This is a genomic window from Nitrobacter sp. TKz-YC02 (genome assembly GCF_049852135.1).
GTDB lineage: Bacteria > Pseudomonadota > Alphaproteobacteria > Rhizobiales > Xanthobacteraceae > Nitrobacter > Nitrobacter vulgaris.
In genome coordinates, this window is the sequence record NZ_CP180728.1 from 759,678 (window position 1) to 772,185 (window position 12,508).

The 12,508-nt window shown below is 60.5% G+C and carries 11 protein-coding genes; 7 read left to right on the forward strand and 4 right to left on the reverse strand.

The window, feature by feature from the left end; genetic code table 11:
* Positions 1-54: 54 nt before the first annotated feature.
* From ribB to ACM561_RS03545, 3 genes are all read left to right on the forward strand, one after another.
* Entirely contained in the window at positions 55-1,131 is a 1,077-nt protein-coding gene (gene ribB / locus ACM561_RS03535; RefSeq protein ID WP_425908082.1) for a 3,4-dihydroxy-2-butanone-4-phosphate synthase, read from the forward strand.
* Positions 1,132-1,215: 84 nt separating this feature from the next.
* The gene (locus ACM561_RS03540; protein WP_425908084.1) at positions 1,216-2,430 is read left to right on the forward strand and encodes an acyl-CoA dehydrogenase; all 1,215 of its coding nucleotides are present in this window, start codon (positions 1,216-1,218) and stop codon (positions 2,428-2,430) included.
* Between the two features lie 238 nt (positions 2,431-2,668).
* On the forward strand, positions 2,669-3,586 hold the full coding sequence (locus tag ACM561_RS03545; protein ID WP_425908086.1) for an MBL fold metallo-hydrolase: 918 nt from the start codon (positions 2,669-2,671) through the stop codon (positions 3,584-3,586).
* A gap of 3 nt (positions 3,587-3,589) precedes the next feature.
* Here the strand turns inward: ACM561_RS03545 and ACM561_RS03550 are convergent, their stop codons facing one another.
* Both ACM561_RS03550 and ACM561_RS03555 read right to left on the reverse strand, forming a co-directional pair.
* The gene (locus tag ACM561_RS03550) at positions 3,590-4,444 is read right to left on the reverse strand and encodes a DUF1499 domain-containing protein (protein WP_425908087.1); all 855 of its coding nucleotides are present in this window, start codon (positions 4,442-4,444) and stop codon (positions 3,590-3,592) included.
* Positions 4,445-4,486: 42 nt separating this feature from the next.
* Positions 4,487-5,425: a LysR family transcriptional regulator gene (locus ACM561_RS03555; RefSeq protein WP_425908089.1), complete on the reverse strand. Its 939-nt coding sequence runs from the start codon at positions 5,423-5,425 to the stop codon at positions 4,487-4,489.
* A gap of 116 nt (positions 5,426-5,541) precedes the next feature.
* Here ACM561_RS03555 and ACM561_RS03560 point away from each other — a divergent pair, with 116 nt between their 5' ends.
* Positions 5,542-6,423 (forward strand): pirin family protein, encoded by an 882-nt coding sequence (locus ACM561_RS03560; protein ID WP_425908090.1) that lies wholly within the window; start codon positions 5,542-5,544, stop codon positions 6,421-6,423.
* A 135-nt stretch (positions 6,424-6,558) separates the two neighbouring features.
* On the forward strand, positions 6,559-7,200 hold the full coding sequence (locus tag ACM561_RS03565; protein WP_425908092.1) for a hydrolase: 642 nt from the start codon (positions 6,559-6,561) through the stop codon (positions 7,198-7,200).
* Between the two features lie 77 nt (positions 7,201-7,277).
* On the opposite strand, the gene ACM561_RS03570 is transcribed toward ACM561_RS03565, so the two are convergent.
* Positions 7,278-8,906: a fatty-acid--CoA ligase gene (locus ACM561_RS03570; RefSeq protein ID WP_425908094.1), complete on the reverse strand. Its 1,629-nt coding sequence runs from the start codon at positions 8,904-8,906 to the stop codon at positions 7,278-7,280.
* 56 nt (positions 8,907-8,962) lie between these two features.
* On the opposite strand from ACM561_RS03570, the gene ACM561_RS03575 reads away from it, so the two are divergent.
* Complete coding sequence (locus tag ACM561_RS03575; protein ID WP_425908095.1) at positions 8,963-10,087, forward strand: extensin family protein; 1,125 nt, start codon at positions 8,963-8,965, stop codon at positions 10,085-10,087.
* Between the two features lie 199 nt (positions 10,088-10,286).
* Here ACM561_RS03575 and ACM561_RS03580 read toward each other — a convergent pair whose 3' ends face one another.
* Positions 10,287-10,952 (reverse strand): L,D-transpeptidase, encoded by a 666-nt coding sequence (locus tag ACM561_RS03580; protein WP_079445758.1) that lies wholly within the window; start codon positions 10,950-10,952, stop codon positions 10,287-10,289.
* A 498-nt stretch (positions 10,953-11,450) separates the two neighbouring features.
* Between ACM561_RS03580 and ACM561_RS03585 the strand changes: the two genes are divergently transcribed.
* On the forward strand, positions 11,451-12,431 hold the full coding sequence (locus ACM561_RS03585; RefSeq protein WP_425908097.1) for a magnesium transporter CorA family protein: 981 nt from the start codon (positions 11,451-11,453) through the stop codon (positions 12,429-12,431).
* The last annotated feature ends 77 nt before the right edge of the window (positions 12,432-12,508 follow it).

Here is a 12,508-nt window from a genome sequence, read left to right on the forward strand (position 1 = left end):
ACCGCCGCCCGCTCTGCGTCATACGAGCTTCCGTCAAACGGGAACGCGCAGACCATGCCCCATCGGATACCGGAAGTCCTCCAGGCTTTTGCCAATGGTGAAATCGTCGTCGTCACTGACGATGAGGACCGTGAGGGGGAGGGCGATCTGATCGTCGCAGCCTCGCTCTGCACTGCGGAGAAAATGGCGTTTGTCATACGGCACACGTCCGGCATCGTTTGCGCGCCGATCACCACGGAGGATGCGCAACGGCTGCGGCTCGATCCGATGGTCGCGCATAACGAGTCCAATCATACAACGGCGTTTACCGTCTCGATTGATTACAAGCCGGACGGCGGCACCGGCATTTCGGCCGAGGCGCGTGCCTCCTGTTGCCGGGCGCTTGCCAATCCGAACGCCGGCGCCAGCGACTTTGCCCGGCCCGGCCACGTCTTCCCTCTGATCGCACGCAATGGCGGCGTCCTGCTGCGCGCCGGCCATACCGAGGCGGCGGTCGATCTTTGCAAGTTGGCGGGCCTGCCCCCAGTCGGGGTCATCAGCGAACTGATGAACGACGACGGCACGGTGATGAAAGGCGAGCAGGTGGCGCGGTTTGCTGCTGCGAACGGGCTCAGGCATGTGACCATCGCCGATATCATCGCGTATCGTCAGGCGCGAGAGAAACTGATTGAGCGGGTCTCGGAATTTGCGATCGACAGCCCGATCGGGCTGCTGCAAGGCTACGCTTACCGCTCGCCGTTCGATACGATAGCCCATGTCGCGTTTGTCTATAACGGCGTCGGCGACGGCCAGAACGTCCTGACCCGTTTCCACAAATCCAATATTGTACGCGACATTTTCGCCGGGCCGAAACGCATGGAGGCGGTGCTCGAACACTTCAGGAAGGCCGGCCGCGGCGTGCTGGTCTATCTGCGAGACGGCGCCGCGGGGGTGCCGGTGGCGCCGCTCCCTGAAGACAGGTCAGCGGAAGCTGATCGCAACAGACAGTGGCGAGAGGTCGGCGTTGGCGCACAGATTCTGCGCGATCTCGGCGTGACGTCGATCCGGCATCTGACCTCGTCGGCCTATGACTATAAGGGGCTCTCCGGTTTCGGCATCGAGATCGTTTCGAACGAGCATCTGGAAAGCTGACTGTGGTTGCAGCGTCGAATTAGGATATACTCATGATCGCGGCTTTGCCGGCAGCGGTATCCGGAACGACGTGAAAGGATTGTCATGAGTGTTCGTCCGCAAGGCAAGGACAAACCCGTGCCGGTCAGTTTCCAGTGGGACGATCCGTTCAGGCTGGACGATCAGCTGACTGAAGACGAACGCATGATCCGCGACACCGCGCGCGCCTATGCGCAGGACAAGCTGCAGCCGCGTATCGTTAAGGCCTATCAGGAGGAGAAGACCGACCGCGAAATCTTCAATGAGATGGGCGAGCTTGGCCTGAACGGTATCACACTTCCGCAAGAGTATGGTTGTGCCAATGCCAGCTACGTCGCCTATGGCCTCGTCGCGCGGGAGATCGAGCGCGTGGACTCGGGTTACCGCTCGATGAACTCGGTGCAGTCATCATTGGTGATGTATCCGATCTACGCTTATGGCGACGAGAATCAGCGCAAAAAATATTTGCCGAAGCTTGCGACCGGCGAATGGGTCGGTTGTTTCGGCCTGACCGAACCGGATGCCGGTTCCGATCCCGGCGGCATGAAAACCCGCGCCGAGAAAGTGTCAGACGGCTATCGGCTGACCGGTTCGAAGACGTGGATTTCCAACGCACCGATCGCGGATTTGTTCGTTGTTTGGGCTAAGTCGTCGGCGCATGACAACCAGGTCCGCGGTTTCGTGCTCGAAAAGGGCGCGAAGGGCCTATCCGCCCCGAAGATCGACGGCAAGCTCAGTTTGCGGGCGTCGGCTACCGGCGAGATCGTGATGGATGGCGTGGTCGTGCCGGAAGAAAACCTGTTGCCGAACGTGTCCGGACTGAAAGGTCCGTTCGGCTGCCTGAGCCGCGCGCGCTACGGCATATCATGGGGCGTTATGGGCGCGGCGGAAGACTGTATGGATCGCGCGCGAAAATACGTGCTCGAGCGAAAGCAGTTCGGCCGTCCGCTGGCGGCTGCGCAATTGGTGCAGAAGAAGCTCGCGGATATGCAGACCGACATCGCGCTCGGGCTTCAGGGCAGCCTGCGCGTCGGCCGTTTGATGGACGAGGGCAAGATGGCGCCGGAGATGATCTCTATCGTCAAACGCAACAATTGCGGCAAGGCGCTCGATATCGCGCGGATGGCGCGCGATATGCACGGCGCCAACGGAGTTCAGATCGAATATCACGTGATGCGCCACGCCGCCAACCTTGAAACCGTCAATACGTATGAAGGCACCCACGACGTCCATGCGCTGGTCCTTGGCCGCGCCATCACCGGAATCCCGGCGTTTTCTTAAGGGCCGTATCGTCGCGCAACTCCGAATCCCTCATGCCCGGGCAAAAGCGCGAAGCGCGTCTCCGCGCAGGTGGCCCGGGTATCCATCTTTGAAGAAGGTTGGATTGCCGGATTCATAGCGTTTTCGGAGCGGAGTGGGCATCGGTTCGCGTGAAGAAACAAAACAACAATCTAGAGCTTCGCTTCTGATGCCATCAGGGGAAAGGCTCTAATCCGGCAATGACGGCTTGGGTTAGTTCATGTCCGACACTGAAGACATTCCCTTCAACCGTGACTTTCCGCTGAAGCCGGGCGTCGCCGAGGAAGTCGTGCCCGGGGTCCGTCGCTTGCTGTGCAATAATCCGAGTCCTTTCACCTTCACAGGAACGGTGAGCTACATCGTCGGCCGCGGCAAGGTTGCGATCATCGATCCCGGACCAGATAGCGAGGCTCATGCGAAAGCGTTGCTCGACGCGGTGAGAGGCGAGACTGTGACGCACATCTTCGTCACCCACACCCACAAGGATCATTCATCGAATGCCGCGCGCGTCAGGGCGGCTACCGGCGCGGCAGTTTATGCGGAGGGACCGCATCGTGCTTCGCGGCCACGGTTTGAAAACGAAAAACACAATCCGGAGTTCGGCGCCGATCGCGACTTTAGTCCCGACGTTAGGCTTCGTGATGGCGACGCCGCGGCCAGCGACGAATGGGCGCTGGAAGCGGTGAGCGCGCCAGGACACACCGCGAACCATATGGCATTTGCGTGGAAGGAACGCGGAATCCTTTTCGTTGGTGACCATGTCATGGGCTGGTCCACCTCGATCGTCGCGCCGCCGGACGGGTCGATGATCGACTATATGGCCTCGCTCGAGAAACTCTCGCAGCGCGACGAGCAACTGTATTTCTCCGGTCATGGTCCCGAGATTCGGGATGGGCCGCGTTTCGTGCGGTATCTGGCGCGGCATCGCAGGGCGCGCGAGGCTTCTATCCTGCATCGGCTGGCGAAAGGCGAGGCCGATATTCCGACCCTGGTCCGAGCCATCTATATCGGCCTTGATTCCAGACTGTCCGGCGCCGCCGGCTATTCGGTGCTGGCGCATCTGGAAGATCTGGTGGCGCGGGGCCTTGTGCTCACGGATGGTGATCCCGTTATCGGTGGACGCTACCGGCTGGCGTGAGCCTTATCGCTTGACCGCGCCCTTTGTGGGAGGCTTGACCGGCACGGGCGGCTCCTTCACCGACTTCTCGACAATGTTTTCGGCAGCGGTGTTGATGTCGTCGATCAGACTGCTGACACGCGCGGCGTTGCTGCCGAGATCGTGCTCGAAATAACGCGACGAGGATCGGATATCGACGCGCGACCCGTCCTCGGTCGGCATGATGCGGATCACCACGTCTTCGCGGAACCCCATGACTGGCGTTTTCGCCACGGCCTCGATATGGCCGGGCTGCCGCGGCAGCTGCGGCGGGCGTTCATCGATCACCAGCCACTTGCGCCGCGCGATGAGCCGCCGGACGATGTCGAAGGCATGCTGGGCCGTCAGATCCAGCTCCACCGGCTCGATCGCGGGATAGGCCACGCGCTGCTGTTCGGCAGAATAAAGACCGGTGTAGACTGCGGAGTTGGCGCCGTCAGTACCGCGCAGCCGCGCCAGCGCGTCGAAGTGAGGCGGGTTGATCGGATCGGTGGTGATATCGTGGATCGGCGGCAGGTTGCGGTATTTCACAGCGAGGTATGCCGGATAGGCAAGAATGAGCACGTTCAGTAGCAGCGCTGTCAGGATACGGCCTATGCCGCGTGAGCCGTCCCGCCACAGCGCCACAAGGCCTGCGAACGCCACCAGGATCGACAGCCCGGCGCAGGCCAGAGCACCCAACAAGGTCGCGAGCGCGGGCTTGCTCTCGAGGATACCGAACCTCACGGTCACAATGGACACCAGCGTCGCGACCGCTGAGAATACCGCAAGTCGCCGCGCCCAGGTAGCCAGCGCGGAGAACGGTTCGGATTGATAGCGTGCGGAAAACCTGCGGGCCATCGGAGCGTCCGGTTTCGGCGGGGGACGGGTTGCGTGGATGACCTACCTTATTTGCTTCCTTGAAGAAACGCTGCTGTTCGCTTCCGTCAAAGCGGCGAACTCTGCGGCCAGAAAGTCCAGCAGCGCTCGTACCGAGGGCAATAATCCGCGTCGTGACGAGAACACCGCATGGATGATGCCGGCGCGCGGACGCCATTGCGGCAGCACGTCGACCAGCGTGCCATTGTCGAGGTCGGCTTCCACTACCATGGCCGGAAATTGTCCGACGCCGATGCCGCGCAGGGCCGCGAAACGCAGTGCCACCATGTCCTCGGTGATGAGGCGTGGTGTGTAGGGGATCAGCGCAGTGGCTTCGTCAGGGCCGTCGAGGCACCATTCATGATGCTGGTGAGGCGGTCCCCAGCCGATGCTTGGCAGCTTGGGAAGATCGGCGGGAACAAGCGGGTGGCTCAGTCCCTTTAACAGTATCGGCGCCCCCACCAGCCGCTGCGTGCTCTCGGCCAATACCCGCATCACCAGATCGTTGTTTTCGAGTGGCGGAAAACGCACGCGCAGCGCGATGTCGATACCGTCGGCGATCACGTCGACCCGGCGCGGCGTGCTTTCGAGATGCACCGCAACGTCCGGACACTCGGCCATGAAGCGGGCGATCATCTCGCCGACCTGAAAATACAGAAGCGGCGGCGGACAACTCACGCGAACGATACCTTGCGGTTTGCTGCGCGAGCGCTCGATCAGTTCCTGCGCCGCATCGGCTTCCACCAGCATAGCGACGCAATGCCGATAGTAGTCCTGTCCGATCTCGGTGACGCTGAAGCGCCGGGTCGAACGCTGGATCAACCGCACCCCGAGCCTGTCCTCCAGCATTGCGATGCGGCGGCTCAACCGCGAACGCGGCATCCCCAGCGCGCGGGCGGCGGCGGCAAAACCGCCATGATCGACCACCTGAACGAAGAAATACAGATCGTTGAGATCCTGCATCATCGTCTCATTAATAGGACAGTGATGGGCGATATTGCCAGCTACCGGGGTATTTGTCCCACCTATATCCTTCGTTGCAACAGCGGTCGAAGTAGGCCGCGTCACGGAGGTTCATCATGCGAAAGGTACTTGGTGTCTTTAGCGGTCCCCGGCAGCATTGGGTGGGCGACGGTTTTCCGGTTCGCTCGCTATTCTCGCACGCCAGCCACGGCGACCATGTCAGCCCGTTTTTGCTGCTCGACTATGCCGGGCCGGCCGACTTTACTCCGGTGGAGCAGCCGCGCGGTGTGGGCGTGCATCCGCATCGCGGCTTCGAGACCGTCACCATTGTCTATCAGGGTGAGGTCGAGCACCGCGATTCCACCGGCAACGGCGGCTTGATCGGGCCGGGCGACGTGCAGTGGATGACGGCAGCCTCAGGCATCCTGCATGAGGAGTTCCACTCCCGCGCCTTCACCAAGAAGGGTGGCACGCTGGAGATGGTGCAGCTCTGGGTCAACCTGCCGGCCAAGGCGAAGAACGCCGATCCCGGATACCAGACCTTGCTCGACGCCGACATTCCGGCGGTGGATTTACCGGACGGCGCCGGCAAGTTGCGGGTGATCGCCGGTGGGTTCGACGGCCGAAAAGGGCCGGCGAAGACCTTTACGCCGATCGACATCTACGACGTGAAGCTCAACCGCAACGGCGTTGCCACGTTCAAGCCGGCGGAAGGGCACACCGTCGCGGTGGTGGTGCTAAAGGGCACGGTGCTTGTCAACGGTAGCGAGATCGCCCGCGAGGCGCAGTTCGCATTGCTCGACCGCAACGGTGGAGAGATGACTATCGAGGCAAATGGTGAGGCTTCAGTACTGATCCTTTCCGGCGAGCCGATCGACGAGCCGGTGGTGATGCATGGCCCGTTCGTCATGAACACGGAAGGCGAAATCCGCCAGGCCATGATTGATTTCCAGAGCGGCCGCTTCGGCACTCTGGAGCCGGTCGCGGCCAGCGGCTGACGACGGTTGAGAGGGACGCGATTCGGCTAGCCGGATCGCGTCTCATCCTTCAACATTCAGCGGCGGTGCGCTCGTCCCCGCCGTCGGTGCACCCGCGTAAATGTCAGCGAGTCCTTCAATGAAAGGAAATGACCCGTGGTCAGCGAAGCAATCCGTGATCCGGCAAAGGATGATCTTCTGACGCCGCAAAATTCCACGTTCATCATCATCGACTATCAACCGGTGCAGGTGAACTCCATTGCATCGATGGATCGGCAGATCCTTGTCAACAACATTACTGGTGCAGCGAAAGCGGCGGTCGTCTACGGACTGCCGATTATCCATTCGACCGTGAACGTGAAGACCGGACTCAATAAGCCGCCAATCCCCACGATCCGCAAGGCGCTCGACAAATATCCGACCTACGATCGCACCACGATCAATTCGTGGGAAGACGTCGAATTCCGCAAGGCGGTCGAGGCCACCGGCCGCAAGAAGCTCATCATGACGGCGCTGTGGACCGAGGCCTGCCTGACCTTTCCGGCGCTTGATGCGCTTAAGGAGGGTTACGAGGTGTATGTGCTCGTCGATGCCGTCGGCGGGACGTCGGTCGCGGCTCATGAGGCGGCCCTGCGCCGCATCGAACAGGCCGGCGCAAAGCTCAGCAGTGTGCCGCAGCTCTTCTGCGAACTGCAACGCGACTGGAAGCGTGCTGAGACCATTCCGGCCTTCATTAATTTGTTTATCGAGACGGGTGGAACGGCCGGTATTCAGTTCTCTTACGACAAACAGGGTTGAACCATCGCGATGCCTCACTTCGTTGCATGAAAATGCTTGGCCTCGCCCAGGCATTTCGTTGGTTCAGCGCCGAGATGTCACGCCGTGGCGTTAGGAAAGCTGTATCCCCTGAACTGTTCGCGCAGCGCCGTTTTCAGAATCTTTCCGGTGGCGGTGTGGGGAATGCTGTCGACGAATGCGACGTCGTCGGGCATCCACCATTTGACTATCTTGCCATCCATGAAACCGAGAATCTCGTCGCGCGTCGCGCTCTCGCCTTTCCTGAGCTGGACGATCAGGAGCGGACGTTCGCCCCATTTTGGATGGTGCATCCCGATTACGGCGGCTTCCGCTACCTTGGGATGTTCAACGGCGAGATTCTCCAGATCGATCGACGAGATCCATTCGCCCCCCGATTTGAGCACGTCCTTTGATCGGTCCGTGATCCGGACGTAGCCGTACTCGTCGATGGTGGCAACGTCGCCGGTATCGAAGAAGCCCTCCCCGTCGAGGATATTGTCATTGACGCGGTAGTAGGCGCCGGAGATCGCGGGGCCTCGCACCTTGAGCCGGCCGGGGGTCGTGCCATCCCACGGCAGTTCGTTGCCGGCGTCGTCGGTGATCTTCATCTCGACCATGAATGGCGCGTATCCCTGCATCTGCAGCCGATCGAGCTTGGCGTCTCCCTTGAGGTGGCTGAACCTGCCTTGCAATGCACCGGCAGTGCCGCGTGACGACATCTCCGTCATGCCCCAGGAGTGGCGAACCTCGATATCCATGTCGTCGAAAGCCTTGATCACCGAGCGCGGCGCCGCCGAGCCGCCGCAGATTACCACCTTGAGGTCCGGCAGCCTGAGGTTGTTTGTTTCCATATGCTGCAGCAGCATCAGCCACACGGTAGGGACGCCCGCTGTGAAGGTGACTTTCTCGCTCGACAGCAGTTCGTAAACCGATGCGCCGTCGAGTTTGGCGCCGGGCATCACCAGCTTTGTGCCCATGGATGGCGCAGAGAACGCTATTCCCCAACTATTGGCATGGAACAGCGGGACCATCGGCAGCATTGTATCCTTCGATGCCGCACCCAGCGCGTCAGCGCTGTTGACAATCATCGAATGCAACACATTGGAACGATGCGAGTACACCACGCCTTTCGGATTGCCCGTGGTTCCCGACGTGTAGCACATCGCGGCTGCGGTGTTCTCGTCAAAAGTTTGCCAGGTAAAGTCGCCGTCGGCTTCTGCGATCCAGTCTTCGTATGGGACCGCATTTTTCAGCGCGGTCTGCGGCATATGCACCTTATCGGTGAGGATGATGTAGCGTTCCACGCTTGGCAGCCTGTCGGCGATCTTCTCCAGAATCGGGATGAAGGTGATATCGGTCATCACGATGCGATCTTTCGCATGGTTGATGATCCAGGCGATCTGATCCGGAAACAGGCGAGGGTTTACGGTATGGCAGACCGCGCCGATGCCCATGATGCCATACCAGGCCTCGAGATGACGCCAGGTGTTCCAGGCAATGGTAGCGACGCGGTCTCCCAGCTTGATGCCTTGGCGATCGAGCCGCTGCGCCAGTTTCAGCGCGCGGCCGCGAATTTCGGCGTAGTTGGTCCGATGAATCGGACCTTCGACCGATCGCGTGACCACCTCGCGCCCGCTATGAATCTTTGCCGCATGATCGATGATCCGATGACACAGCAGAGGCCAGTCTTGCATCAAGCCGAGCATTCGAACCTTCCTGTTGATCCTCGCTCTCTTTATCGTTCTCCTGGCGGGGATTTGCCATGAAGAAGTCTGGCGCGGGGATTTCAGGCGGCCAACTGCTGTGCCGTGCTTTAGCCCGCGACCCATGGGCCATGGTAGCGCTCGCAGTCCTTTTAATGCCGGCAACGGCATTGGCTGGAAGCAGGACGCCGTTGCCACAACCTCGTCCGGCCGCCGCGCCGGCGTCCGATGGCAAGGGTAGCACACAGATGGGGAAGGATCGCCCCGCGACGCCCGAGATTGCGCCGGAGCCTTCTCCCTGCCGCCTGGCGTTGACCGATTCGGTCGCCATCGCCCCGAGCATTCCTGCGATCGCGGGGCCTGGCGAGTGCGGCGGTGACGATCTGGTCCGGCTTGAAGCCGTGGTGCTGCCCAACGGTGGCCGGGCCGCGGTCAAGCCTGCCGCCACCCTCCGCTGCAAAATGGCGTCCGCGATTGCGGACTGGATTCGAAGCGACATGGCGCCGCTGGCTGAGGGGCTCGGCAGCCGGGTCAGCGAACTCGACAATCTCGACTCGTTTGAATGCCGAGGGCGCAACCGGGTCGCCGGATCAAAGCTGTCCGAACACGGGCGCGCCAATGCGCTCGACGTGGGTGCCCTCAAGCTCGCAAACGGACGGACAATCGATTTGACGGATCGGGCGGTGGCGCGGGATTTGCGGGAAAAGGTGCTGGGCTCGGTTTGCGCGCGCTTCACCACGGTGCTGGGGCCTGGATCGGATGGCTATCACGAGAACCATATTCACCTCGACCTGATTCAGCGCCGCAACGGCTACCGGATCTGTCACTGGGAAATCTACGACCCTGTGCCGGCGGTCGCGCCGTTGCTGCCCACCGAACGCCCGGCGGAAGCGCCGCAGCGCGAAATGGCGGACGAAAAAGGCAAGGCGTCTGAAACGGTGCCGGAGCGCCGCGTGGTATCTCGCGCTGCCCCGCACGCTGGATCTGCAGCGGCTATCTCGGCGGAAGTGGTGCCCGTGCCCCGGAAGCGGCCTACGACCGCCGACGCTGCGGGTAAGGTTGCAAAGTGGCCGACGCCGTCGGCTTCAAAACCGCCAACGCGGCGCTCAGCCGCTAATTCTGTGAAACGCAAAGGGAGGCTCCACAGCAATCTCCCGCCATTCCTCCGACCGCTATTCGACTGATTGATGGCTATAGGCGACGCATATTCGCGACTTTGCCCCGAGATGCGCACCAGTTCGCATGAAGAAGTACCCCGAAACAAAGCTGGAAATCGGTTTTGATTCCATTAATGCTGGTATGGCCTGACACGCCGGGGGAAACAGACGGCAATAAAAAAAAGCGCCGGAAAACCGGCGCTTTGCAGATTGAGAAATCGTTCGATCAGTTAAAGTTGCCGCCGCCGTTCCACGAGGCCATCTTCGCGCCGTGTTTGGGCTCAAGCACAACCACCACCGTTCCCACCTTGACGCGATCATAAAGATCGATGGCGTCCTCGTTGGTCATGCGAATGCAGCCCGAGGAAATCGAGGCACCGATATATTCCGGCTGGTTGGTTCCGTGGATCCGGAACAACGTATCCTTATTGCCCTGATAAAGATACAGAGCTCGCGCGCCGAGGGGGTTATCCGGTCCGCCCGCCACGCGCGACGGCAGTCCCTCGATGCGTTTGTGAATGTCGGCTGTCGGAATCCAGTCCGGCCACTCGCGCATGTTGCCGACCCTCGCCACGCCGGAGAACGCCAGCGCTTCCTCACCGACGGTGACGCCATAGCGGATCGCCTTGCCGTTATCGAGCACGTAATAGAGGTAGTGGTTGTCGGAATCGACCATAATCGAGCCCGGCGCTTCCTTACGGTGATAATCGACGATCGCGCGGCGGAACGGCGCAGCCACCGGCGTTCTCGTGTAGGAGACCTTGGACAGCAACTCTTTGTCGCGCGGCTTGAAGTTGTTGGCGTTGGTGGCTTCGTAATGCGTGGCCTGCATGCAGCCCGACAACATCAGGCCCGCGGCCAGAATCCCAAGTTTAATCCGAAGAGACGACATCGTTGTTTTCCAAATGCCCACTGAAATCCTGGCGACTTGCACCCCAGAAGCCAAGAATCTTCTAAACTCATTATTGTCGGAATTCCCTCGAATTCCAGCACTTAGAAGCCTGTGCCGCTACGCAAACTCGCGCCTGTGGTATTTTTGCCGCAAATGCCGATCCGCAATCAGCGGCGCAGTATCTCAAGATGGTAACAAGAAGAGTGTAATTGCTGGTTCCCCGCGCATCGGAATGAATAACTGCATCCGCTGCAGCGGCGGCGCTTTGCCTGCTTTTCAATGCTGCGATTGGTTCCGATTCCAATATTTGCATTCCGTTGCGGGGGAAGCCCTTGCAAAGGCCGGGATCAATCGGCCACTAGACGTTCTACTAGACTTTCAAGTTCGTTTGCCGGTTCGCAACAAAGTAGCTGGCGAATGCCAAATTCAATTCACCAGCGTCACTTCAGATTGTTCGTGTCCACACCTTGAGTCGGTGCCGTTATCTTCGGAGGGGCCATGCTTTCGATCTTCGCGCCGGATGGCATGGCGCTACGAAAGACAGATTCGGTCGATCCCGCCGCGCTGCCCGACAGCGCCGTGTGGATCGATCTCGAGAATCCGACGCCGAGCGAGGACCGCGCCGTGGAGGGGCTCGCGGGAGTCGCGGTGCCGACCCGGGAGGACATGCAGGAGATCGAGATTTCCAGCCGCCTTTATGTCGAGAACGGTGCGCGCTACATGACTGCCAGTCTGATGTGCGGCAGCGAAACCGACCGCCCCCGCATCACCCCTGTCACGTTCATCCTGTCCGGCCATCGTCTCGTCACCGTGCGCTACGATGCGCTAAAGCCGTTTGCGCTGGTAGAGAACAAGCTTGCGCGCGCGGCTGCACAGGGTTTGACCGGCGAGGGGGTGTTGCTCGAATTGCTCGACGCCGTGATCGATCGCTGCGCCGACATTCTGGAGCGCGCCGGCGCCGACGTCGATCAAGTCAGCCACGATATTTTCGAGCCGAACGAGTCCGCGCGCGCCGGCCGCGCCAAACGCTATTCCGAAATCCTCATCGTCATCGGCCGCAAGGGCGATCTCACCTCGAAAGTTCGCGAGAGCCTGGTCTCGATAGGTCGTCTCGTCACCTTCGTCGCGACCGAATCCAACAGCACCAAATGGTCTAAGGACATGCGTGCTCAGCTCAAGACGATGCAGCGTGACGTCGCCTCGCTCTCCGATCACGCTTCTTATTTGTCGAACAAGATCACCTTCGTGCTCGATGCAATGCTTGGAGTTGTTAATCTCGAGCAGAACAACATCATTAAACTGTTTTCGGTCATGGCTGTGGTGCTGATGCCGCCGACGCTGATCGCCTCGATCTACGGCATGAATTTCAAGATGATGCCAGAGCTGGACTGGTCGCTCGGCTATCCATTCGCGCTCACCATGATGGTGATTGCGGCGGTGCTGCCCTACATGATCTTTAAATGGAAGAAGTGGTTGTAGGACCAACTCTCGAGCACCGGCCTTGCGACAGGGCTTGCCACAATTTTCCCCGTAAAATTTGAATGTTCGCCTGAACG

Bases quoted from the DNA above. Each gene is read 5' to 3' on its own strand.
- ribB (WP_425908082.1), top strand. From the start codon at position 55: ATGCCCCATCGGATACCGGAAGTCCTCCAGGCTTTTGCCAATGGTGAA.
- ACM561_RS03540 (WP_425908084.1), top strand. From the start codon at position 1,216: ATGAGTGTTCGTCCGCAAGGCAAGGACAAACCCGTGCCGGTCAGTTTC.
- ACM561_RS03545 (WP_425908086.1), top strand. From the start codon at position 2,669: ATGTCCGACACTGAAGACATTCCCTTCAACCGTGACTTTCCGCTGAAG.
- ACM561_RS03550 (WP_425908087.1), bottom strand. From the start codon at position 4,444: ATGGCCCGCAGGTTTTCCGCACGCTATCAATCCGAACCGTTCTCCGCG.
- ACM561_RS03555 (WP_425908089.1), bottom strand. From the start codon at position 5,425: ATGCAGGATCTCAACGATCTGTATTTCTTCGTTCAGGTGGTCGATCAT.
- ACM561_RS03560 (WP_425908090.1), top strand. From the start codon at position 5,542: ATGCGAAAGGTACTTGGTGTCTTTAGCGGTCCCCGGCAGCATTGGGTG.
- ACM561_RS03570 (WP_425908094.1), bottom strand. From the start codon at position 8,906: ATGCTCGGCTTGATGCAAGACTGGCCTCTGCTGTGTCATCGGATCATC.
- ACM561_RS03575 (WP_425908095.1), top strand. From the start codon at position 8,963: ATGAAGAAGTCTGGCGCGGGGATTTCAGGCGGCCAACTGCTGTGCCGT.
- ACM561_RS03580 (WP_079445758.1), bottom strand. From the start codon at position 10,952: ATGTCGTCTCTTCGGATTAAACTTGGGATTCTGGCCGCGGGCCTGATG.
- ACM561_RS03585 (WP_425908097.1), top strand. From the start codon at position 11,451: ATGCTTTCGATCTTCGCGCCGGATGGCATGGCGCTACGAAAGACAGAT.